The organism is Salinispora goodfellowii (assembly GCF_059570675.1).
Genome location: NZ_JCANTD010000007.1, coordinates 187,511 through 209,602 on the forward strand (window position 1 = coordinate 187,511; position 22,092 = coordinate 209,602).

The 22,092-nt window shown below is 70.2% G+C and carries 22 protein-coding genes; 4 read left to right on the forward strand and 18 right to left on the reverse strand.

Features of this window, described 5'->3' with window-relative positions; all coding sequences use genetic code 11:
• Nucleotides 1–8: 8 nt before the first annotated feature.
• The 9 genes from T398_RS10800 to T398_RS10840 form a co-directional block, all read right to left on the reverse strand.
• Complete coding sequence (locus tag T398_RS10800) at nt 9–1,466, reverse strand: sensor histidine kinase (protein ID WP_496446265.1); 1,458 nt, start codon at nt 1,464–1,466, stop codon at nt 9–11.
• A 54-nt stretch (nt 1,467–1,520) separates the two neighbouring features.
• Nucleotides 1,521–2,312 (reverse strand): glycerophosphodiester phosphodiesterase, encoded by a 792-nt coding sequence (locus T398_RS10805; RefSeq protein ID WP_496446267.1) that lies wholly within the window; start codon nt 2,310–2,312, stop codon nt 1,521–1,523.
• A 9-nt stretch (nt 2,313–2,321) separates the two neighbouring features.
• On the reverse strand, nt 2,322–2,657 hold the full coding sequence (locus T398_RS10810; RefSeq protein WP_496446269.1) for a rhodanese-like domain-containing protein: 336 nt from the start codon (nt 2,655–2,657) through the stop codon (nt 2,322–2,324).
• A 48-nt stretch (nt 2,658–2,705) separates the two neighbouring features.
• Nucleotides 2,706–3,647 (reverse strand): LCP family protein, encoded by a 942-nt coding sequence (locus tag T398_RS10815; protein ID WP_496446271.1) that lies wholly within the window; start codon nt 3,645–3,647, stop codon nt 2,706–2,708.
• Nucleotides 3,648–3,966: 319 nt separating this feature from the next.
• Complete coding sequence (locus T398_RS10820; protein ID WP_496446272.1) at nt 3,967–5,202, reverse strand: LCP family protein; 1,236 nt, start codon at nt 5,200–5,202, stop codon at nt 3,967–3,969.
• Nucleotides 5,203–5,273: 71 nt separating this feature from the next.
• Nucleotides 5,274–6,251: an NAD-dependent epimerase/dehydratase family protein gene (locus T398_RS10825; protein ID WP_496446274.1), complete on the reverse strand. Its 978-nt coding sequence runs from the start codon at nt 6,249–6,251 to the stop codon at nt 5,274–5,276.
• Nucleotides 6,252–6,420: 169 nt separating this feature from the next.
• The gene (locus tag T398_RS10830; protein ID WP_496446276.1) at nt 6,421–8,094 is read right to left on the reverse strand and encodes a monocarboxylic acid transporter; all 1,674 of its coding nucleotides are present in this window, start codon (nt 8,092–8,094) and stop codon (nt 6,421–6,423) included.
• Nucleotides 8,072–8,449: a DUF485 domain-containing protein gene (locus T398_RS10835; RefSeq protein ID WP_180197916.1), complete on the reverse strand. Its 378-nt coding sequence runs from the start codon at nt 8,447–8,449 to the stop codon at nt 8,072–8,074. Before T398_RS10835 ends, T398_RS10830 begins: the two co-directional genes overlap by 23 nt.
• Nucleotides 8,450–8,584: 135 nt before the next feature.
• Complete coding sequence (locus tag T398_RS10840; protein ID WP_496446380.1) at nt 8,585–9,292, reverse strand: flavin reductase family protein; 708 nt, start codon at nt 9,290–9,292, stop codon at nt 8,585–8,587.
• A gap of 534 nt (nt 9,293–9,826) precedes the next feature.
• Between T398_RS10840 and T398_RS10845 the strand changes: the two genes are divergently transcribed.
• The 3 genes from T398_RS10845 to T398_RS10855 all read left to right on the forward strand — a co-directional run bounded on the left by T398_RS10845 (nt 9,827) and on the right by T398_RS10855 (nt 11,138).
• Nucleotides 9,827–10,612 (forward strand): helix-turn-helix domain-containing protein, encoded by a 786-nt coding sequence (locus tag T398_RS10845; RefSeq protein ID WP_496446279.1) that lies wholly within the window; start codon nt 9,827–9,829, stop codon nt 10,610–10,612.
• Nucleotides 10,609–10,794: a DUF397 domain-containing protein gene (locus T398_RS10850; RefSeq protein ID WP_496446290.1), complete on the forward strand. Its 186-nt coding sequence runs from the start codon at nt 10,609–10,611 to the stop codon at nt 10,792–10,794. Before T398_RS10845 ends, T398_RS10850 begins: the two co-directional genes overlap by 4 nt.
• A gap of 155 nt (nt 10,795–10,949) precedes the next feature.
• Nucleotides 10,950–11,138, forward strand: coding sequence for a DUF397 domain-containing protein (locus tag T398_RS10855; RefSeq protein ID WP_496446292.1), 189 nt, complete (start codon nt 10,950–10,952; stop codon nt 11,136–11,138).
• 104 nt (nt 11,139–11,242) lie between these two features.
• Here T398_RS10855 and T398_RS10860 read toward each other — a convergent pair whose 3' ends face one another.
• The 7 genes from T398_RS10860 to T398_RS10890 form a co-directional block, all read right to left on the reverse strand.
• Nucleotides 11,243–12,493, reverse strand: coding sequence for a hypothetical protein (locus tag T398_RS10860; RefSeq protein ID WP_496446294.1), 1,251 nt, complete (start codon nt 12,491–12,493; stop codon nt 11,243–11,245).
• Nucleotides 12,486–13,046, reverse strand: a complete 561-nt coding sequence (locus tag T398_RS10865) for an RNA polymerase sigma factor (protein ID WP_496446296.1) — start codon at nt 13,044–13,046, stop codon at nt 12,486–12,488. Before T398_RS10865 ends, T398_RS10860 begins: the two co-directional genes overlap by 8 nt.
• 97 nt (nt 13,047–13,143) lie before the next feature.
• The gene (locus T398_RS10870) at nt 13,144–14,835 is read right to left on the reverse strand and encodes an ABC transporter permease (RefSeq protein WP_496446298.1); all 1,692 of its coding nucleotides are present in this window, start codon (nt 14,833–14,835) and stop codon (nt 13,144–13,146) included.
• A complete protein-coding gene (locus T398_RS10875) occupies nt 14,820–15,584 on the reverse strand; it encodes an ABC transporter ATP-binding protein (protein ID WP_496446299.1) in 765 nt (254 codons plus the stop codon). The genes T398_RS10870 and T398_RS10875 overlap by 16 nt, the downstream gene beginning before the upstream one ends.
• 247 nt (nt 15,585–15,831) lie before the next feature.
• A complete protein-coding gene (locus tag T398_RS10880; RefSeq protein ID WP_496446301.1) occupies nt 15,832–16,815 on the reverse strand; it encodes a trypsin-like serine peptidase in 984 nt (327 codons plus the stop codon).
• Nucleotides 16,816–17,019: 204 nt separating this feature from the next.
• On the reverse strand, nt 17,020–18,654 hold the full coding sequence (locus tag T398_RS10885) for a sodium/solute symporter (RefSeq protein WP_496446303.1): 1,635 nt from the start codon (nt 18,652–18,654) through the stop codon (nt 17,020–17,022).
• A gap of 2 nt (nt 18,655–18,656) precedes the next feature.
• Nucleotides 18,657–19,073 (reverse strand): DUF485 domain-containing protein, encoded by a 417-nt coding sequence (locus T398_RS10890; protein WP_496446304.1) that lies wholly within the window; start codon nt 19,071–19,073, stop codon nt 18,657–18,659.
• Between the two features lie 228 nt (nt 19,074–19,301).
• Here T398_RS10890 and T398_RS10895 point away from each other — a divergent pair, with 228 nt between their 5' ends.
• Entirely contained in the window at nt 19,302–20,024 is a 723-nt protein-coding gene (locus T398_RS10895; RefSeq protein WP_496446306.1) for a prepilin peptidase, read from the forward strand.
• A 5-nt stretch (nt 20,025–20,029) separates the two neighbouring features.
• Here the strand turns inward: T398_RS10895 and T398_RS10900 are convergent, their stop codons facing one another.
• Together T398_RS10900 and T398_RS10905 are read right to left on the reverse strand one after the other, a co-directional pair.
• Nucleotides 20,030–20,782, reverse strand: a complete 753-nt coding sequence (locus tag T398_RS10900; RefSeq protein WP_496446308.1) for a LytR/AlgR family response regulator transcription factor — start codon at nt 20,780–20,782, stop codon at nt 20,030–20,032.
• A complete protein-coding gene (locus tag T398_RS10905; protein WP_496446310.1) occupies nt 20,779–22,005 on the reverse strand; it encodes a sensor histidine kinase in 1,227 nt (408 codons plus the stop codon). The genes T398_RS10900 and T398_RS10905 overlap by 4 nt, the downstream gene beginning before the upstream one ends.
• Between the last annotated feature and the right edge of the window lie 87 nt (nt 22,006–22,092).

Here is a 22,092-nt window from a genome sequence, read left to right on the forward strand (position 1 = left end):
CCCCTTGGTCACCCGTGGGGTAGTCGTACCTCTGCGACCGTACCGCCACCGGCCTTCGGCCGGAGACATACCCGTCCATTCTGTTGCTCCACGATGCGGCGGACGAGAAAGAGGCCGAGCCCGGCTCCGGGGCGGCGCTGGCGATCGCCGGAATCGCCCTGCCAGTACTGGTCGAACGCTCGCTCCACGTGCTCCGGACGGATGCCGATGCCCTGGTCGGTGACGCGGACGGAGACGGTCTGTCCGTCGGTACCGGCGGTGACCGTGATCGGACTGGTAGGGGGTGAGTACTTGCCGGCGTTCGTACACAGTTCAGTGAGGACCGTCGCCAGACTGGTCCGGTGACCGAGCGCCCAGGGCAGGCCGACCGGCGCAGTGAGGGTGATCCGGCGCCGCAGCTCGGCGGGGAGTTCGGTCACCGCCGCCCGCAGGGCGTCGCCCAGGTCGTACGGGGCGGGCGGCATTCCGCCGGAACCCGCCTCGGCGGTGGAGGAGAGGAGCCGGTCGACGAGGCGGGCCAGTTCGTTGGCGCGCTGCCCGATCTTCTGGGCGGCCAGCTGCCGGTCGGCGTCACTCAGCGCCTCCCAGTGATCGGTGAGGGTGTCCGCGTACCCCTTGATGACAGTCACCGGGGTGCGCAGCTCGTGGCTGGTCACCGCGACGAAGAGGTCGTGGTCGGCGATGCTCTGCTGCTGGTCGGTGACATCGCGGAAGGTGACGACGCGGAGCGTTCCGGGCCCCGGCAGCTCCTCCGAGGTGACCCGCAGCCAGCGGCCGTCCGGCAGCCGGTGGTCGAGTGCCTGCCCCGGCGGGGGAAGGGGGAACGGCACGGGCCGGCTGAGTACGTCGCCGACCGCGTGGCCGGTGAGCTGGGCGGCGGCGGGGTTCCAGAGTCGGACGTGGGCCTCGCGGTCCACCACCGCCAAGCCATCGGCGAGCGCGGCCACGATCGGTCCGTCAACGTGCACCGGCAGGCCGCGCTGGTCGCCGTAGAGGTGGGCGATGCAGGAGGCGACGTAGGCGATGACGCACTGGTGGTCCGAGTCCGGTTGGTCCTCGCCAGCGGGGTAGAGGGCGTGCAGGCTGCCCACGGTGTGCCCGCTGATCTCGGCGCGGGACACCACCATCTGGGACCTGGCCGGGCCGGTGAGTCTCGTCCCGAGCCGGCCGCGGAGGCGGTCCGTGTCGAGCTGGTGGACTCGGGGTCCGGAGAGCAGACAGCGGGCGTCCGGATCGTCCGCCGGCAGGGGGTGGCCGAGGGTCCATTCGGCGGTGCCGGTGGCGGCGATCACCCGTCCACCGGTGGAGGTGAACTCGAGGAAGGCCATCCCGACGGCCCCCAGCGCTTGCTGGGCCACCCGGAGGAGCTGGTTGAGTGCCGGCACACCGGCCTCGCCGGCGTTGATCATTTCGATCACCGCGGTGTGGCCGCTGATCAGAGCAGAGAAGTCCGTGCGTCTCGGCATGCCCCGAGTGTGCACCGCCGAGGCGGATCCGGGACAGGCCCGGTGGTCCCAGGCTCAGCTGCGGAGCCGGGTGAGCGTGGGGGCCGGCCGATCGGTGATGATGCCGTCCACCCCGGCGTCCAGCACCAGCTCCAGGTCGCGGGGTTTGTTGACGGTCCAGACGTACACCTGGTTGCCGGCTGCCTGCAGCGTGGGGATCAGGGTGGGGTGGGAACGTATCAGCGCGAGGCCGGGACCGGCGATCTGGATGCCGAACGGCAACCGACCCAGCCGAAACCCGCGCGGCAACCGGTCCAACAGCAGCACGGCGGGCAGCGCGGGGGCCAGCGCACGGAGTCGCCGCGCCGCCAGCAGGGAGAACGACATGACGGTGACCTGGAGCGGGTGGTCGGGCCTCGGCGCGGTCAGCCCGTGCCGTTCGAGCAGTGTGACCAGCCGGCGCTCGACGTGTCGCCCGTACCGGGACGGGTGTTTGGTCTCGATGAGCAGCCGGACCGGCCGGCCGGCGGCGCGGGTAGCTTCCAGGAGCCGGTCCAGGGTGAGCAGCCGCAGGTACGACTCGTCCAGCACCTCGTCGCCGTCGGCTCGTGCGGGTCCGGGATGCCAGGACCCGAAGTCGAGCCCCTCCAACTCGGCGAGCGTGCGGGTGCTGACCGGGCCGTGCCCGTTGCTGGTGCGGTCCAGGCGACGGTCGTGTACGCAGACGAGGTGCCCGTCGCGGGTCAGCCGAACATCGCACTCCAACCCGTCGGCGCCTTCGTCGAGGGCGCGCAGGTACGCGGCCAGCGTGTGTTCCGGTAGGTCGTACGACGAGCCGCGGTGGGCGAAGACCAGGGGGTGGGCCATGACGTGCGCCTACAGGACTCGGCCTGGCTGTCCGTCGCCGCCGACCACCGGCCGGCCGGTGGCGGCCCACTCACCCATCCCGCCCTCGACGTTGCGCACCTGCTCCCAGCCGTTGCCCAGGAGGTAGGTGACGACCTGCGCGGAGCGCCCGCCGGATCGGCAGATGACAGCCACCTCGCGGTTGTCGGGCACTTCGGACAGCCGGGTGGGGAGCTGGGTCATCGGTAGGTGATGGGCGCCGGGTGCGTGGCCGGCGAGCCACTCGTCGTCCTCGCGGACATCGAGCAGGTACGCATCGTCGTTGATCTCGGTTACGGTCACGGTGGGTACGCGGGGTCCGAACACGGCCTCCAGCTTAGGGGCGGGGCGCTTCGGGTGGGTGTTGCCGGTTGTTCAGAGCTGGGTGACCCACCGGGGGTTGGCCCGGGCCCACTGCGGCACCCGCTGGTTCTGGATCGCGGTGAAGATCCCGGCGCCGCCCTCTTCCAGGACGACGTAGGAGACCTCGTCGATGGTCAGCGGGTAGGACGGCAGCCGGATCCCACGTAGGGAGTCCGCCGGCAGGTCCCGCAGCGCGAGAACCAGATCCGCCAGGGGTACGCCGTTGGTGTCCACCGTCAGCGAGTTGCCGACTGCCCGGATCACCTGGTCCAGGCGGACCGGGTTGGTTCGGATGGAGGTCTCGGAGGTGCGTTGCAGTATCGCCCGGATGAGCTGCTGCTGGTGGGTCTGCCGGTCGTAGTCGCCGTTGGGCAGGTCGTAACGCTGGCGAGCGAAGTCCAGCGCGGTGCCGCCGTCCATCTCCTGGCAGCCGGGGGTGAACACCCGGTCGGTGTGGATCGAGCGGAATTGGGTGTCGACGCAGATGCGTACGCCGCCGAGGTGGTCGATGACGTCGCGGAAGCCGGAGAAGTCGACCTTGACTGCGCCGTCGAAGCGGATACCGGTGAGCTGGGCGAGAGTCGCGGAGAGGAGTTGGGTGCCGGACTCCCCGCCACCGCCGTGTTGGTACGCGGCATTGATCTTGTCTTCCCCGCCGCTGAAGCCGGGAGTGGCGGGGATGATGACCCGAAGGTCCCGGGGCACCGACATCAGGAACGCCTCCCGCCCGCCGGCCGGCACGTGCACGATGAGGATGGTGTCCGACCTTCGGTCGGCGGTGGCGCTGCTGCTCCGCCAGCGGTCGGTCCCGATGAGCAGGAAGTTCAGCGGACCGTCCAGGTCCGTCCGGCTCTGCCGGGCGTCCGGGTCGAGCAGTTCCTCCCGGGTCACTGTCTGGTCGTACCGATGGGCGAGCCGGTAGAGGCCGAGCGCGGCGAGGCTGGCCAGCACCACCAGCGTGAGGCCGACGGCGAGTAGGAGGCGGGGCCAACGTGGCTGTCCGCGCCGGACGCCCGCGTCGGCCCGCTCCCGTCCGCCCTTCGACCTGGACGTGGTTCCTCCCCGCCACCGAATGTGAGTAGTCCTCGCATCAGGCTACGGTTCGGGACGCCACCGGCGCGTCCGTTCGCTGGATCCCAACCCGGTCGGCTCGACCTGGCGGGCCGACGGTGGCCCGCCAGTGCCCGCGTCGACGCTGGCGGCGCTGGCGGCGCTGCCCCGGCGTGCGGGATCGCCGTGCTGCCATCGGCTTCGGCCGCCAGGGCAGCGGCGGTCAGCTGTCGGCGTCGCTCTCGTTCGCCGCAACCCAGTCGGCCATGCTGTCGGCGGAGATGGCCTGGTACATCGCGAGCGCCTGCTCCCGGTCGGAGACCACGACTGATTCGCCGTTGATGGTCTGGCTGCCGTTGTGCGGGCTGGTCATGAAGGTCAGATTCTCCCCCCGCAGGCTGCGGAACTGGAGGGCTATGTCGATCAGGGAGAAGCCCTCGTCAACGGTGACCGCGGCGGTCACGGCCTTGAGGAAGTCGTTCATCTTGATCGGGTTGGTGAGCGTGCCGGTGCTGGCCGCCTTGTTCATCAGCGCGCGCAGGAACTCCTGCTGGTGTCGCATCCGGTCGAAGTCGCCCCGGGGGAACTGCTTGCGCTGCCGGACCCAGTCCAGCGCCTCGGCGCCGTCCATCTGGTTGACGCCCTCGGTGAAGGTCCGGTAGGGCTTGTGGATCGAGGTGATCGTCTTCTCCACGGTGAGATCAACGCCACCGAGTGCGTCCGTGACCTCTTCGAACCCGCCGAAGTCGATCGCCATGACATGGTCGAGGCGGACATCGGTGAAGCACTCCACGGTGCGGACCGCCAGGGGGAGGCCGCCGAACGCGAAAGCGGCGTTGATCTTCCTGCGCTGCCCCGAGCCGCAGTCGGCGCTCGCGCTCTCCGGGATCGGCACGTACAGGTCACGGGGGATCGACACCAGGAATGCCTCCTGGTGGTTGCTGGGAATGTGCATCACCATGATCGTGTCGGCGCGCCATTCGCCGCGTTGGTCCATCGGCGCGTCCGGATCCCGGGAGTCCGTGCCGACGAGGAGGATGTTCAGCGCGCCATCAACCGTCTTGACCGGTCGGTCCTCGGTATCCCCCGGCGGGAACGGATTCGTCCGGGCGAGGTCGTTGTCGAGGCCGCGGGCGTAGAACCAGGCCCCGGTGCCGGCGAGTAGCGCGCACACCAGCACCGCGACTCCGGCCACCAGCGCGATCCGACCCCAGCGAGGACGCGGGCCACGCCGGCCCGGCCCGGGGCGACCACCCGGCCGCCCCGGACCGCCGGGACCGCCAGGGCCGCCAGGACCGAGGGGTCCGCCGCCGGTCGGTCCGGTCGGGCCGGTCGGCGCGGGGTGCCAGCCTGTCGGCGCGGGGCGGGCACGTCCGGTGGTGGGGCCGGCCACCCGTGCCCGCCCGGAGCTGCGGCTCAGATGCGGGAACGGGTAGGCGGCGGCGGTGGTCGCTGACATGCGAGTCAGGGTACGTCGGGATGCTGTAAGCCGGTGGCACCCCCGACTCGGCGACGGGTGCCCGGGTGCGGCTACCCGAGCCGGTCGCGGAAGTACGCAATCGTGCGGCGTAGGCCCTCCTCGGGCGTAACCTCCGGCTCGAAGTCGAGGAGTTCCCGGGCCCGGGTGAGATCCGGTCGACGCATCTTCGGATCATCCGCGGCCCGGGTGACATAGGTCACCTCGGAGTTGCTCCCGCAGAGTGACACGATCAACTCCGCCAGTCGACGCATGCTCAGCTCGTGCTCGGTCCCGCAGTTGACCGGCCCGGTCTCGGTCGAGTCCAGTAGCAACAGGATGCCCCGCACCAGATCATCGACGTAGCAGATGGAGCGGGTCTGGTCCCCGGTGCCGTGCACGGTGATCGGCTCGCCGCGCAGCGCCTGGGCGATGAACGTCGGGATCGCCCGGCCGTCGTCTGGCCGCATCCGTGGACCATAGGTGTTGAAGATCCGGACGATGGCGACATCGGCTCCCCGGCTCCGGTGGTACGCCATCGTCGCCGCCTCGCCGAACCGCTTCGACTCGTCGTAGACGCTCCGGATCCCGATCGGGTTGACGTTGCCCCAGTACGTCTCCCGCTGGGGGTGCTCCAACGGGTCCCCGTACGCCTCGGAGGTGGAGGCCAGCAGGAACCGGGCACCGTCGGCGACCGCCCGGTCCAGCAGGTGCAGGGTGGCGACCGAGCCGACCCGGAGGATCTCCACCGGCAGCTTCTCGAAGTCGGTGGGGCTGGCCGGCGACGCCATGTGCAGGATCGCGTCGAACCGTTCGGCGAGGGCGGGGTGGTGCTCGGGAAGCCCGTCGGAGATATCCGCCTCGACGAGCGTGAAGGTTGCCGTCTCCGCCAGGTGGGCGACGTTCTCCTTGGACCCGGTCACGAAGTTGTCCACCGCCACGACCGTGCAGCCACGGGCGAGGAGGGCGTCAACCAGGTGGGAGGGGACGAAACCCGCCCCGCCGGTGACGAGGATGCGATGACCGGGGCCGAAGCGTTGCACAACCTTCATGGCGGCCACCCTACCGAGCAGTCGGTTCCCGCCCGGCGCGGAAGGGCCGGGCCGGGGCATCGTCGCCCCGCCCGGCCCGCCCGGGGTGTCGCCGCTCCGGCCCCCCGATGGCGCCGTCCCGGCCCCCGATGGCGCCGTCCCGGCCCCCGATGTCGTCGTCCCGGGACGGTCAGTGCGCGCCCGCACCGGTGAGCGAGCGAACCTCCAACTCGGCGTAGCGCTGATCGTCGCGCTCCTTGGAGATCACCGTCCCGAACCAGCCGCAGAGGAAACCGAACGGGATGGAGAGCAGGCCCGGGTTGGACAGGGGGAACCACTGCCAGTCCTGGTCGGGGAACATCGCGGTCGGTGAACCGGAGACGACCGGGGAGAAGAAGACCAGGAAGACCGCGGCGAAGAGGCCACCGTAGATGGCCCAGACCGCGCCGCTGGTGTTGAACCGCCGCCAGAAGAGGCTGTAGAGGATCGCCGGTAGGTTGCCCGACGCGGCCACCGCGAAGGCGAGGGCGACCAGGAAGGCGACGTTCAGGTTCTGCGCGAAGATGGAGAGAACGATCGAGATCGCGCCGATCACCAGGGCGGAGATCCGCGCCACGGCCACCTCCTGCCGCTCGGAGGCGGTGCCGTTCTTGATCACGTTGGCGTAGAAGTCGTGCGCCAGGCTGGACGAGGAGGCCAGGGTCAGGCCGGCGACGACCGCCAGGATCGTCGCGAAGGCGACCGCCGCGATGACCGCCAGCAGGGTCGCCCCGCCCAACTCCCCGCCGAGGAAGTCCACCCCCAACGCCTCGGCCAGCTGCGGCGCGGCGGTGTTCCCGGCCCGGTCCTGCGCGGTGATCGCCTCGCTTCCCACCAGCGCCGCGGCACCGAAGCCGAGAGCGAGCGTGAGCAGGTAGAAGGTGCCGATGATGCCGATCGCCCAGAGGACGCTCTTCCGGGCGGCCCTCGCCGTCGGCACGGTGTAGAAGCGGATGAGGATGTGTGGCAGGCCGGCCGTGCCCAGCACCAGCGCGACGCCGAGGGAGAGCAGATCCAGCTTGCTGTAGAAGGTTTTCAGGGCGTCGCCGGGGGTTTCGACGCCGTACCGCAGCCCCGGTTCGAGGAAGGCGGCGCCCTTGCCGGAGGCGTCCGCCGCGTCCCCGAGCAGGTCGGAGAGGTTGAACTTGTACTTCGCCAACACCAGCAGGGTCATCACGACGGCGCCGCCCATCAGCAGGAACGCCTTCACGATCTGCACGTAGGTGGTGCCCTTCATGCCGCCCACCGTCACGTAGGTGACCATCAGCGCGCCGACCATGATGATCGTGGCGATCTTGGCGGCGTCCGGGTCCAGGCCGAGGAAGGTCGTACCCGGCTTGATGCCGAGCAGCAGCGCCACCAGCGCCCCCGCACCCACCATCTGGGCGAGCAGATAGAAGATCGAGACCGTGATGGTGGAGGCCGCGGCGGCCGTCCGTACCGGACGCTGCCGCATCCGGAAGGCGAGCACGTCGGCCATCGTGTAGCGGCCGGAGTTACGCAGCAGCTCGGCGACGAGCAGCAGTGCCACCAGCCAGGCGACCAGGAAGCCGATCGAGTAGAGGAAGCCGTCGTAGCCGTAGAGGGCGATCAGGCCGGCGATGCCGAGGAACGACGCCGCCGACATGTAGTCGCCGCCGATCGCCATGCCGTTCTGGAAGCCGGAGAAGGAGCGGCCACCCGCGTAGAAGTCGGTGGCGGTCTTGGTCTGCCGGCTGGCCCACACCGTGATCGCCAGCGTCACCGCCACGAAGACGAGAAAGAGCGTGAGGGTCAGGTTCCGGGCGGTGCTGTCACCCGCCTCAGCCGCGAGGACCGTGGTCATGGGTCACCTCCCCGATCTCCCCGATCTCCGCGCGGATCCGGTCCGCCACCGGATCGATCCGGCGGGCGGCGTACCGGGAGTAGAGCCAGGCGATCAGGAAGGTGGAGGCGAACTGGAGCAGACCGAAGACCAGCGCCACATTGATGTTGCCGACGATCTTCGTGCCCATGAGGTCCCGCGCGTACGCGGACAGGATCACGTAGAGCGCGTACCAGAGGAAGAACGCGACGGTCATCGGGAAGACGAAGCCGCGCAACGCGCGCCGCAACCCGGCGAACTCGGCCGACCGTTGTACGGCCAGATAGCGTTCCGCCGCCGACTCGGCCGGGGCGGACGAGGGTGTGTCTGTGGACATCCGTGGCTCACCACCTTCACAGGTATCCGGGGTTTCGCGCACGGTAGGGAATCCGCTACCGGCCCCGGAAGGCGGCGATCGTCGCCGGTCGTCAGCTGCGCCGAACGGCACCGTGGCTGCGCCCAGTGACCTGGCTCACTCCGGTGACCGGCGACCACCTCCGGCGATCTCGCGGTACCGGCCCCGGTAGTGCAGCAGCGGCTCCGCCTCCTCGACCAGCTCGACGGCGACGATCGTGGCCTCCACCAGCAGCGCCCAGCCGTACTCCCGGGCGGTGTCGAGGCGGCAGCCGGTCCAGCCGCCGGCGTCCGACGGCACCGGGCCGTACTCGGTGTCGGTCCAGTCGCCGGTGGCGAAGAGGCCGCCCGGCGACGGGAAGAGCCCGGCGAAGCGGTCGGCGAGCTGCCGGTGTGCCGGGCCGAGTGGCGCCACCGCGAAGCGCCCCGCCGCCTCGGCCGCCGCCCACAGCTCCGACTCCGGGTCAACCAACCCGAGTAGCCGGTCCGGCTCACCCTCCGCCACCAGCGTTGACGACACCGTCAGCCCGGCCGGTCCGGGCGCCGTCCAGAGCGTCACCGGTGTCGCCAGCCGACCCCGCAGCCGGCGTACGGGGGACCGCTGGCCGGCGGGAACGGCGAACGGGTCGGTGTGGTGGATGTCAGCGCCCGGCTCATGATTCACGTGGAACATTCTGCCGTCCCCGGCCCGCGCCCAGCCGACGAAGCGTTCCCGCAGCCCGTCCGACAGCTCATTCCGGTGCAGCGGCGCCAGCTGCGTCGCCGCCTCCGCGAGCAGCGTTCCCAGGTAGACGAGGAGCGCCGGCCGATCGTGCCGGTACTCCACCAACAACGCGAGCCGCGCCGGCTGGCAGGGCCAGGGGGCGCCACACGCCCGACACCGCCAGAGCGGGCGCATCGGTACGTGCGACACCCCTCGGCGGCCTGCTGGCGGTCGCACTCCGCTCACCAGCGGCCACCGTTGGCCCGCCAGGTCTGCGCCGGGGTCAGCCAGCCGGCTCGGCCCGGTCGGGGCGTCGCCACCGTCGGCCAGCTGGCCCACGCCGGCTGCTGCTGCGGCGGGGCCGTCGCCCGCCCCACCGCCGTCGCCCCCCCACGTGCTGGCCGCCGCCGGCCGGCCCCCACGCCGGTACCACCGCAACGCGCCGTTTCGTCGGAACAGTCTGAGCATCGCTGCCTCCTCCGGCTGGTGGGTCGCCCCGAGCGGGAGTGCTCGGGGCGACCGACGCAGGACCAGCTGCCGGGCGTCGCCTCCACCAGCCGGGCCGCGCAGCTTCCACCCTGGACTCGGTGGCCCGGGCAGGGGAGGATGCCAGTGCTTACTACAGAACGCGGTCACGTACTTACCAGGAAGGTAAGGATGAACGTCGAGATGTGGATCCGAGCGCTCAAGGCTGCTCGGGCGGGCGCAGAAATGTCACAGGAGGCGTTGGCTGCCTCGATCAAATGGAGCCCGTCCACGGTGGCCGCGATTGAGACTGGCCGACGTCGCCCGACGATGGAGTTTGCTGTTGCTGCAGATCAAGCACTTGGAACTGGAGGAATCCTCGCCAGCCTGCTCAAGGAAGATGAGGGCAGGGGTGGGCCGTCCTGGTTTGAGTCTTGGCCCGGGCACGAAGAACGAGCCATCCGACTGTGTTACTTCGAACCCTGTCTGATCCCCGGCCCACTGCAAACCGAGGAGTATGCGCGGGCGGTGGTTTCGGCGGGCAGGTTGTACCGAACCGAGCGGGTGGAGGAGCTTGTCAGCCTCCGGATGAGGCGGCAGCTTGTCCTCCACCGGAACGAGTCGTCCGAATGCGTGTTTGTGATCGACGAAAGTGCCCTGCACCGACCTGTCGGAGGGCACGCTGCCATGGATCGGCAGCTCAGTCGACTACTCGAAGCGGTCGAGCTGCCTCAGGTGCGTTTACACATCCTGCCGCTTGAGGTTGGTGCCCACGCCTCGATGGGCGGCGGCTTCGTGATCGCGGAACTTCCCGGAAGCGACAACCTGCTTTGCCTCGACAACGCGGCACGGGGACAAATCGCTGACTACCCGGAGTGGATGCGCTTGGTGCAGCGCAAGTGGGAGCATCTACTCGGCGAGGCCCTGAGCGAGCGGGCCTCCATCGATGTGATCAACAAGCTGAAGGTGATGCCATGATGAGTGCCGGGCCGCGATGGCGGAAGTCAACCAGATCAGCCAATGAAGGCAACTGTGTTGAGGTGGCGGACAATCTGACCGGGGTGGTGTTGGTGCGGGACAGCAAGGACCGGCTCGGCCCGGTGTTGACGTTCGGTCCCGAGTCCTGGCGCAGGTTCGTCGCCGCTACCCGCCTCCGCTGACCAGTTGCTGGAGCAGGCCGAGCTACCGTAACTCCGGCTGCATGTTGTGCCACTCAGCGTCGGCGGGCGCGTCGGCCCATCTGGGGCCTTGTGCTGGCCGAGGCGTTGTCCACAAGCACTTCGCTGGACATGATTCGAAAGCTGAAGGTGACGTCATGACTGCTGTTGAACCGCGCTGGCGCACGTCAACCCGCTCTGGGGACACCGGGGGTAACTGTGTTGAGGTGGCGGACAATCTGGCCGGGGTGGTGTTGGTGCGGGACAGCAAGGACCGGCTCGGCCCGGTGTTGACGTTCGGTCCCGAGTCCTGGCGCACGTTCGTCGCCGCTACCCGCCTCCGCTGACCGGCATCGGGCCCGCCTGGCTGCGCCCCGCGTGACGGCGGCCGGCGGACGCGCCGCCCGCCCAGCGACCGAGGTGACGATCGCTGGGCGGCTCCGTGCGTTGATTACGGGGCTGGCAGCAGGTTTCCCTTCGCTGAGTTGTCGGCCTCGGCGCCGTCGGGCTCGGGGTAGGGCCAGCCTTTGCCGTCTCCGGTTTCTGTTCCGGTGAAACCCCAGACGATGTCGGCGTCCCACTGGCTGGGCTGCGCCCCTCCGAGTACGGACTGCGACGCGGACAGCGGAAGGTTGACAACGGAGTCGGCACCCGCCGCCAGCGCCGGCAGCCAGCACCGATAGCGCGTACCGCTCGGGGTTTTCGATGTCTCGCACTTCGCGGGTAGCGAGGTGATCGTGACCTTCGCCGGCAGATCCACCCTCAGATAGGGGTCGGTGGCTCGCTGCGGCCCCTGGTTGCCGATGGTCAGGCGCAGCGTCCCAGTCGCCGTGTCCGCGCCGTCCGGGACGAACTGAACGTCACCCCCGCTGATCGAGAGGTCGGTGACCCGTGGGTTCGGCGGGAAGGCACTCGGCCCGCCCGACTGGACGAAGCCCTTGCCCGACCAGGAGTAGGCCCGCCACTGCGACTGTGGGAACCCGTCCACGACTCCTTCGCCGGCCGCGTCCAGAACCTCCACCTCGACGGCGGTGCCTTTCGCGCGGATCCCCTTGATCCAGGCGATGTCGCCGGTGTGCCCGGTCACCAGACCCATCGTCACGATGGTGTCGGAGGCGTTCCGGTCAAAGGCGAGGACCCGCGACTCGCCCATCTCGATCCCGCTGCAGTTGATCAGCGCGGCCGTCTCCTTCGCCCCGTCTTGATCGAGGTCAGCGTGGACGACCTCGGAGATGGTGATCCGGAGTTCCGAGTTGGACGCCAGTTGTGCGGTGCCGTCGGAGAACTTCACCCGTCCTGCTGGGCAGTGTTCCTTCAGGTACTCGGGCCAGGCGGGGAGTTCCAGCGTGGCGTTACCGAGCTCCGTCTTCCCGATCTGGCCGTCCGGCGGTGGTGTGTTGGTCGTAACCGATGGGCTGGGTGTGGCGGTTGGGGTGGTGGGGTTCGACGGGGCTGGCGTGGTTGGTGTCGTTGTGTCTGCGGGTAGGGCGGGTGGGTCCTGGGGGATCCAGGTTGCGGCGATTGCTGGGGTTGCGGCGAGTACGGCTATGGCTAGGACGCCGGTGGCGACGATGCGGGTGGTGCGGCGGCGGCGGGCGACGTGTTGTGCGGCGGCGGCGCCGGCTGGGGCTGCCAGTGGTCCGCCGGAGGTGTATGCGGTGAAGATGTCGTCGAGGTGTGGGGTGTTGTCGTTGTCAGGCATTGGTTTCCTCCGTCCCCGGGTCGGAGAGTGCGGTGGCGAGTGCGGCGCGGCCTCGGTGTAGCCAGGACTTCACGGTGCCGGTAGCGGTTCTCTCTTGTTCGGCGATCTCGGTGATGCTGAGGTCGGCTATGTGGAAGAGCACGATTGCTCGCCGTTGTTTTTCGGGCAGGGTGGCGAGTGCGTGGGCTAGTGCTACCCGGTCTGGGTTTGGTCCTTCGGCGGTGTCGTCGCGGCGGAACCGGGCGTGGGCGCGGGCGGCGCGGAGTCGGCGCCAGCGGCTGCGGGCGACGTTCATGGCGACGGTGCGGATCCAGGCTGCCGGGTGGTCGTAGTGGACGAGTTTGTTCCAGCGGGGCCAGGCTCGGCTGAATGCCTCCTGGACTGCGTCGCGGGCGTGGTCGATGTCTGCTGTGTAGGCGTAGAGCTGGAGCAGCAACGGTTGGAAGGAGGCGGTGTAGAACTCCTCGAAACTGTCGACCATGCCGGCCGTGTCCTCGGCGACTGTGGGCGGTGGTTCCGCCTGGGTATCCCCTGGGCTGTGTATGTTTACCATCACGTTGGCGTCCCCCTGCTGGCTGGCCGTTGGTCGCGGCTCTACTCAGCAGACCCCTTGCCCCGACCGATGGTTGCGGACAGCCGGGGCCGAGTTCTCAACGGCGAGCAGTGATGGTCGCCAGTAGTTCGGGCTGACGCCGGTCCAGCACGTCGCCGCCCAGGTAGGCGCCGAGCAGCGCCGCCCCCAGCCCGTACGCCGCGCCGACCGGCAGGGCCAGCCAGAGCCAGACGTCGCCGAGGAGCGCGGCGGCTGCCACCATCGGGATCACCGCGACCGCCGAGGCGAGCATGGACAGGATGGCCAGGAAGCTGCGGGCCGCCCCGGCGCCGCTGTTCATCGCGAACGGGTTGCTCGTCTCCGGCAACGAGTACGCCCCGAGTACCGACAGCAGGGTGTTGACCGCGAGCCCGGCGCCGAAGGTGGCGAGCAGGCTCCCCGCCGTCAGGCCGATCCACCCCGGCTGCCCCAGCACCAGAAGGGCGAGTACCCCGGAGATGACCAGAACCAGCGGCAGCAGGTAGAGCGAGAACGCCGCAATCCGGGCCCGCAGCTCCACCGCGCCCGGCACCCCCACCACCACGTGCGCCGCGTACGCGCTGCCGTCGAAGCCGAACTGGTTGGCCAGGGTCGTGGCGGCGAGCACCCCGACGAAGACCATGGAGAGAGTGGCCAGGACCGGGGACGGGCTGTCCGTGGCGCCGCCGCCCCCGGTGAGGCCGGTGCTGCCGAGGTTGAGTATGACCGGGACGAAGAGGCCGACCACGGCCAGCGTGATCAGGTTCGCCCGTCGGCGGGCGTCCCGCCACCAGTACCGCGCCTCCCGCGCCACCAACGCGCCGAAGCGGCCCCGGGGGAGCCAGCCCAGCGGTCGGGGGAAGAGCTGCGTGACAGCGGTGCCGGTCGCCGGTGACCGGGTTGACGTCCGGCCGCTGCTCGCGGCGCCGATCATCGCCGACTCCAGCGAGCGAGACCACCAGAGCAGCAGCGCCACCACGGTGAATGCCGTGATCAGCAGCTTCACCGGTGCGGCCCAGACCCGCCCCTGCGCGACCTCGATGCCGATCGTCCACGGCGCGCCGAACGGTGTCCAGCCGACCACGGCCGCCACCGCGGCCAGCCGGTCCCAGTCCGCGTCCTGCAGTGCGGCGGCGGCGGCCAGCTGCACCGGCGCGATAAGGGCGGCAGCACCGGCCAGCAGGACCGCGGCCAGGTCGCGGACCCGACGAGAACGCAGCATCGTGGCGAAGGCGCTGGTGACGGCGCGGGCAGCGGCGACGCAGAGCAGTAGGCCGGCCAGCACCCCTACCGCCTGCGTGAGGGCGGCCGCCCAGCCGCCGAAGACCCCCGCGGTGATGATCAAACCGCTGGCGGCCAGCAGTACGGCGACCGCCGGAACGCTGACCAGCGCCGCCGCGAAGAGACCGGTGACCAGGGTCCGGCGGGGCAGCGGAAGCAGCGCGAAGCGGGCCGGGTCCAGCGTCTCGTCGACCCCGAAGAAGATCAGCGGCAGCAGGAGCCAGCCCAGCACCAGCAGCCCGCCGCCCATGGCCGCCAGCAGCATCGCGTACTGGTCGTTGCCGGCGAGGCCCGGGGCGGCGAAGATGAAGAAGCCGAAGGCAGCGAGCCAGAGCCCAAGGAACGCGCCGAGCGCGAAGAGGCCGACCCGCCAATCCTGGCCCCGGAAGTTGTTGACCAGCACCCGCAGCTTGAGCCGGACGAAGTGCCGGGCCGAGACCCGCCGGGCCGCCCCCACATCGGACACGGCGTCGGTCACCGCGACAGCCACGCCAGCTCCTCACCGGTCGCGGTGCGTCCGCCGACGACCGTCACGAAGACCTGCTCCAGTGTCTGCTCTCCGCGGACCTCGTCCAGGGTGCCGACCCGCTTGATGGCGCCGTCGGCGAGGATCGCCACGTGCGAGCAGAGCCGCTCCACGACCTCCATCACATGACTGGAGAAGACGACCGTGCCGCCACCGGTCACGTACCGCGCGAGGATGTCTCGGATCAGCGCCGCCGACACCGGGTCGACCGCCTCGAACGGCTCGTCCAGCACCAGCAGCCGGGGGCCGTGCAGCAGCGCGCAGGCCAGGCCGATCTTCTTTTTCATCCCGGCCGAGTAGTCCACCACCAGGGTCCGGCCGGCGTCGGCGAGCGCGAGCACGTCCAGCAGCTCCGCCGCGCGCTGGTCGACCACCGCCGGGTCCATGCCACGCAGCAGACCGTGGTACGCGAGCAGCTCGGCGCCGCTGAGCCGGTCGAAGAGGCGTACGCCGTCGGGCATGACGCCGAGGAGTTGCTTCGCCCGTACCGGGTCGGCCCAGACGTCGTGGCCGAGCACCCAGGCGCCGCCGGCATCTGGCCGGAGCAGCCCCACGGCCATCGACAACGTGGTCGTCTTGCCGGCGCCGTTGGGCCCGAGGAGCCCGTAGAACGAGCCGGCCGGCACGGTCAGGTCGACGCCGGCCACGGCCGTCTTCGCGTCGAAGCGCTTCACCAGACCGCGCAGCGCGAGGGCGGGGTGCTCTGCTGTCATGCGTACGACCGTAGTCGGCCGGGACCGGACCCGTCGATGAAATACTTGCAGGGTAAGACGCTATCAGCGGTGAGGACAGAGCGGGCATGACTGGATTCGAATCAGTCATTGTGGTGTAGGAACCTTGATGACTTTCCGAGTCAGCCATGCCCGTCTTGCTGCCACCAACACTGGCGCCGCTACTTCAGAATCCTAAAATCGGACAGCGTCACGACTTTGCCAGGGCCCTGGGCCGTAGCGAGGCGGCTCAGCCGTCGGAAGCATCCTCTGCAGCATCGCGGAGCTCCCGAACTTTAGTGTCGAAATACACCCCCTTCAGGTTAAAACTGGTATCCTGGCTCCTAGCGACGCCGGTGATGTACCCCCAGTTTGAGCCGGCATCAAAATTGAGCAGGTAGGGCCCGCCAGGTGCGATCGTTACAATTGGGCAACCAAATGAGATGAGGCCTTCGTCAAGGATTGGGAGTTCTGTCTCGCAGGTACGCTGCTGCCAGTTGCCCCCCCAGTATTGATAGCCGATGTAGGTAGTTTTCTCCACCGGCCAGTTGGTGGCAAGCCCGTGAGCTCCAACCTTGTCGACGACCGTCGAGCCATTTACGGTAGCCGTTTCGGCAAACCCGACATCATATGCAAATATTCCGCTGTGCGTCCACCCCACGAAGGAGTGCTTACGTACAATCGGCCATTTCCCGTAGGGTTCATCTCCAATGTGGTGGGCTGGCACAAAGACAACATTACTGTGCCAGGGGGCGTCTTTATCCCCCCCCGGGTGTAAACATTTCCCAGCGGTGGAGATCAAGCGGCGCTTGTCGCTGTTTACCGTACTCGCCGAACACCAAAGATCCTGGCCGTTTTTCACGAAAAAGAGTAGCCCAACAGCTATCGAGCGGGTGTTGATTGCGTTGTTGCGGTTGCGGGTGGTGCTTGGTGGTACTGGTGAGCTGACGATCGTCGGCGGCCCGTCCGGCTGGGGTGCCTGCCGCGTCGCCGTGGGTGCCCACTCCACCTCGAGAGGGACGGCGTTGTTCATCCGTTCAGGTGTCCAGTATTCGATGACCTCGTTGATGGTCTCGTCGCTGGCGACCACCTGATTACTGGTGGTGAGGGCGACGCTACTCGCGATGCTGTCAGGGTCAGTCGTGGTTGGTGCTGGGTTGGCGTTCACGGGTCCGGTCGCGATCAGCGCGAGCGTTATGCCGGCTGCGGCAGACCAGCGGAGGGGCGGTTTCATCCTCATTCCCTTCGTTCATCACTTTTAGGGCGGTTACATGCTAAGTGCAAAAGATCACTGTGGCTAGTATTACTTTGTAACGTTTGGCACAACGTCGTGGACTGTTGGTGTGGCGAGTCGGTGGCGGCCCCGGCGACCTCGGGCACCGGTGTCCGGCGGCGAAGGTCTGCTCGTCGCCGGGGCGTACCTGCGGTTTACGGCGCTCTATCGCAGGGCTTCGGGGGTGTGCAGGCGGAGCATCGTGGCGCCGACATCGGTCGGGACGCGGCGGCGGGTGGCCGTCGACACCGCCACCATGACGGTGAAGGCGAGCGGGACCGTCCAGGCGGCCGGTTGCGCGAGGAGCGTGGCCGGCCACCCGGTCAGCGGGGGGCCGAGCACGGTCACCAGTACCGCCCCGGCCGCGGCGCCCCCACCGACGAGCACGCCGACGGCGGCGCCGCGGGCGGTCAGCCCCCGCCACCAGATGCCCAGCACCAGCAGCGGGCAGAAGCTCGACGCGGCCACCGCGAACGCCAACCCCACCACCTGGGACACCTCCAACCCGGAGACGTTGAGCGCGAACACCGTGGGCACGCTGCCGGCGAGCACGGTGGCGAGTCGGAACCCGCGTACCGAGCCGCGGCCCAGCACATCCGTGGAGATCACTCCGGCGACGCTGGTGAGCAGGCCGGAGGAGGTGGAGAGGAACGCCGCGAACGCGCCGGCGGCGACCAGCGCGGCGAGGAGCCGGCCGGTGGTCCCCGTACCCAGGGCCGCGCCGGGCAGAAGCAGCACCACCGCGTCGGTCTCCCCGGTGAGCAGCAGGTGCGGGGTGTAGATCCGGCCGAGTGCCCCGTAGACGGTCGGCAGCAGGTAGAAGGCGCCGACCAGGGCCAGCACCACCAGGGTGGTGCGGCGGGCGGCGGCGCCGTCCGGGTTGGTGTAGAAGCGCGCCAGCACGTGCGGTAGGCCCATGGTGCCGAGGAAGGTGGCGAGGATCAGCGAGTAGGTGGTGAACAGGCCCTGGTCGTCGGCTTCGGTGCTGGGCAGCAACCAGTCGGCCGGGTCGGTGGCGATGCCGGTCACCTCGGGCACCGGTTGCCCGGCGGCGAAGGTCAGCTCGTCGCCGGGGCGTACCTGCCGCAGCTGGCCGTCGGGGAGGGTGAGGGTGGCGGGATGTTCGACCACGACGGTGGTCGCAGTGCGGAAGGTCGGACCCTCCGGTGGGGTCACCGCCGGGCGGGCGTCGGCCTGCCACTGCAACACCAGGAAGATCGCTGGTACGGCGAGGGCGGTCAGCTTGAGCCAGTACTGGAACGCCTGGACGAAGGTGATCGCACGCATGCCGCCGAGCGCCACGTTCGCGGTGACCACCGCCGCGACCAGGAGGGCGCCCAGCGGGTAGGGCGAGCCGGTCAACGTGGCCAGGGTCAGCCCGGCGCCCTGCAACTGGGGGACGAGGTAGAGCCAACCAATGAAGATCACGAAGGCGGTGGCGAGGGTGCGCAGCCGCCGGGAGCCCAGCCGGAGCTCACAGAAGTCGGGCAGGGTGAACGCCCCGGAGCGGCGCAGCGGCGCGGCGACGAAGAGCAGCAGCGCCAGGTATCCGGCGGCGAAGCCGACCGGATACCAGAGCACGTCCACGCCGTGCTTGAGGATCAGACCGGCGACGCCGAGGAAGCTCGCCGCCGACAGGTACTCCCCGCCGATCGCGGCGGCGTTCCAGGTCGGGCTGACCGCCCGGGAAGCGACCAGGAAGTCTGAGGTGGTGCGGGCGAGGCGGAGACCGTAGAAGCCGATGCCGACGGTGATCAGGGTGACCGCGACGATCGCCGGGGTGACGTAGCCGTTGCCCACACTCAGCGCTCTGGCCGCTGGATCAGGTCGGTGAAGTCCTGCTCGTTGCGTTCGGCCAGGCGCACGTACGCCCAGCCGACCAGGACCAGGAACGGGAAGGAGAGCACTCCGAGCAGCACCCACGGCAGGTGCACCCCGAGCACGGTGATCCGGCTGACCGACGGCGCGATGGCGAACAGCCACGGCAGGCCGCCGAGCCCGACGGCCACCACCAGCCAGAGCCGCAACGCCAGGGAGAGTTGCGCCCGGACCAGGCCGCGGACCAGAGCCTCGCCGACCCGGGTCTGCTCGGCGAGCTCGGTGCGGGGGTGCTCGGTGCGGGGGTGCTCGGTGCGGGGGTGCTCGCTGTCGGACTCGCGCCGGACCACATCGGCCAGCACGATGCGGGTCCGCGCGGAAACGCGGTCATCGGCGACCACCCCGGCAGTCTCGCTCGATTCCGGGGAAAGTCAAGCGCTGCCCTGCTGGCCGGTGGAGCAGCACACCGCCCTGTGGATAACTTGTGGACAAGGGGTCCTTGTTGTGGATAACTGCGATCCGCCACCGCTCTGACCTGCGGCGGGACCTATGGACCGGCGCCGGCGAAGACACCGGGGTGGGGCGGGCGAAGACGCTGGGGCGAGGCGGGCGGACGCTACGCTCCCGCCGTGCTGCTCCCCCTCGTTGCCGCCGTCGCCGGTGCCGGCTGGGGGCTGCTGCTGCCCGGGCTGATCGACCGGTACGCGGTCGACTGGCCCACCGGTCTGCCCCGACCCGCCTGGCGGGGCACCTGCCCGGACTGCGCCGGCACGCGGCCACCCTGGTGGCGGGCACCCCGGCGGTGCCCGGACTGTCGTCGTCCACTGACTCCGGGATGGGCGGTCACCGTGCCCCTCACCGCCGCCGTCACCGGCATCGTGGCGGCCGGCGTCGGAGCCACCTGGGCGCTGCCAGCGTTTCTGCTGCTCGCTGCCCTCGGGGTGCCACTGGCCGCGGTCGACCTGCGGGTGCTGCGGCTACCCGACCCGTTGGTGGGGGCCGCCGCTGGCGGTGGGCTGGCGCTACTGCTGCTCGCCGCGGTCGCCGACCGGGCGTTCCCGGCGCTGGGCCGGGCCCTGCTCGCCGCCGCACTCTGCGGGGTCGGCTACCTGACGCTCACGCTGCTGCCCCGGTCCCCACTCGGCTTCGGCGACGTGAAGCTCGGTGCGGCGCTCGGGCTCTACCTCGGCTGGCTGGGGTGGCCGACCGTGGTCACCGGGGTTCTGCTCGCTCCGCTGGTCAACCTTCCGCTGGTCGGTGTCCTGCTGGTGACCGGTCGTGCCGGCCGGCGAACCCCCATCCCGTACGGGCCGGCGATGCTCGGGGCGGCGGTCGTCGCCGTGGTGCGCTAGCCGGGTCAGCGGGCCCAGTCCTGCTTGGCCGCCCGGATCAGCTTCTCCTTCAGCTCGCGGGTGTGCCGCCGACTGACCGGCAACTCGGCCGCGTCGACCACCACCACATAGCCGGAGTTCACCAGCCGCAGCTCGGCGATGAGCCGTAACTGGACCAGGTAGGAGCGGTGGATTCGGACGAAGCCGGCGTCCGCCCACCGCTCGGCGAGGGTCGCCAAGGAGACCCGGACCAGGTGGGAGCCGTCGGTGGTGTGCAGTCGCACGTAGTCACCCTGCGCCTCCACCCAGCGCACCGCCGACCGGGGCAGCATCCGGGTCGTCCCGGCCAGCTCGATCGGGATCGTCGGGTCCTCCTCCCGCGCCGGCGCTGCCGGCTGCGGGGGCACCCGTCGCGCTCCGACGACCCGGCGCAGCGACTCGGCCAGCCGTTGTGCCCGGACCGGTTTGCGGACGTAGTCCGTCGCACCCAGGTCGAACGCGTCCACCGCGCCGTCGTCGTAGGCGGTGACGAAGACGATGGCCGGCGGCCGGGCGAAGCGGCGGAGCACCCGGGCCAGCTCCATCCCGTCCAGCCCGGGCATCCGGATGTCCAGGAAGACCACGTCCACATCGCCGTCGCGAAGTACCCGTAGCGCCTCGGTGGCGTCACCGGCGGTGTGTAGCCGGGCGACCCGTGGGTCGCCCCGCAGGTGGTACGCCAGCTCGTCGAGGGCCGGTGGTTCGTCGTCAACCGCCAGGACCCGGAGGAACCCGGTCACGACCCCGCCCGTACGCCGGGATGGAACTTCGGCACCCGCATGCTCACCCGCGTGCCCAAGCCGAGGCCGGTCTCCACCACCAGGCCGAACTCGTCGCCGAAAACCGCCCGGAGTCGTTCATCAACATTGGACAGGCCCACCTGCCCGCCCGGCGCACCCGCCGGGGCGCTTCCGGCGGCGGCCAGCTCGGCGATGCCGGCGGTCAGCGTGGCCGGATCCATCCCCACCCCGTCGTCCTCCACCGTGATGTGGCACTCGGTGCCCGCGTCCCGGGCCTCAATGCTCACCATGCCCGGCCCGGGCTTGCCGGACAACCCGTGCCGTACCGCGTTCTCGACCAGTGGTTGCAGGCAGAGGAAGGGCAGGGTCACCGGCAGTACCTCGGGGGCGACCTGGAGCCGCACCTGGAGCCGCTCGCCGAACCGGGCCCGTTCGATGGTCAGGTAGTGATTGATCGACCGGAGTTCCTCGGCCAGGGTGGTGAAGTCGCCGTGCGCCCGGAACGAGTAGCGGGTGAACTCGGCGAACTCGAGGATCAACTCCCGGGCCCGGTCCGGGTCGGTGCGGACGAAGGACCCGATCGCCGTCAGCGCGTTGTAGATGAAGTGTGGGCTGATCTGTGCCCGCAGCGCGCGGACCTCGGCGCGGGCCAGCCGCTCTCGGGAGGAGTCCAGCTCGGCGAGGGCGAGCTGGCTACCGGCCCAGTGCGCGGTCTCCAGCGTCGCCTGCACCAGGCCGGGCGCGGGTGCCCCGTCCGCGATGGCCAACAGTGCGCCGACAATCCGCCGGTCCGCGCCGGTCAACGGGGCGACCACGGCACCCCGGACCGGGCAGTCCACCCGGTCACAGGGCAACTCCGCCTCCCCGAGCACGGTCGATCGGCCGGCCGCCGCGACCCGGCGGGCCACCGCGACGAGCTGGGCCTGGTGGTGTGCGCCGCGTCCGTCGAGGGCGAGCAACGCCGCGGTGTCGGTCAGCGCCAGCCCGGCCGCCCCAACCAGGGCCCGGAGGTGGCGTACGGCCTTGGCGGCGTTCGCGGCGGTCAGCCCGGCGCGGAGCGGTTCGGCGGCGAGGCCGGCGGTGTGCAGCACCTCGTAGGTGGCCCGCTGGGTGGCGGTGGCGATGGTGCGGTGGCCGCGCGGGCGCAGCACCGCGACGAGGGTCGCCGTCAGCGCGGTCGCCAGTGCGACGACACCGAAGACGGCGGAGAGGCTGCCACTCACGGAGTGCATCCTGGCCGGTGCCGGCCGGAGGTGCCAAGGGGCTCTGGCGTTGACCGTGCGGGTGGTGGAGCGGGGGTGGGGCCGGTG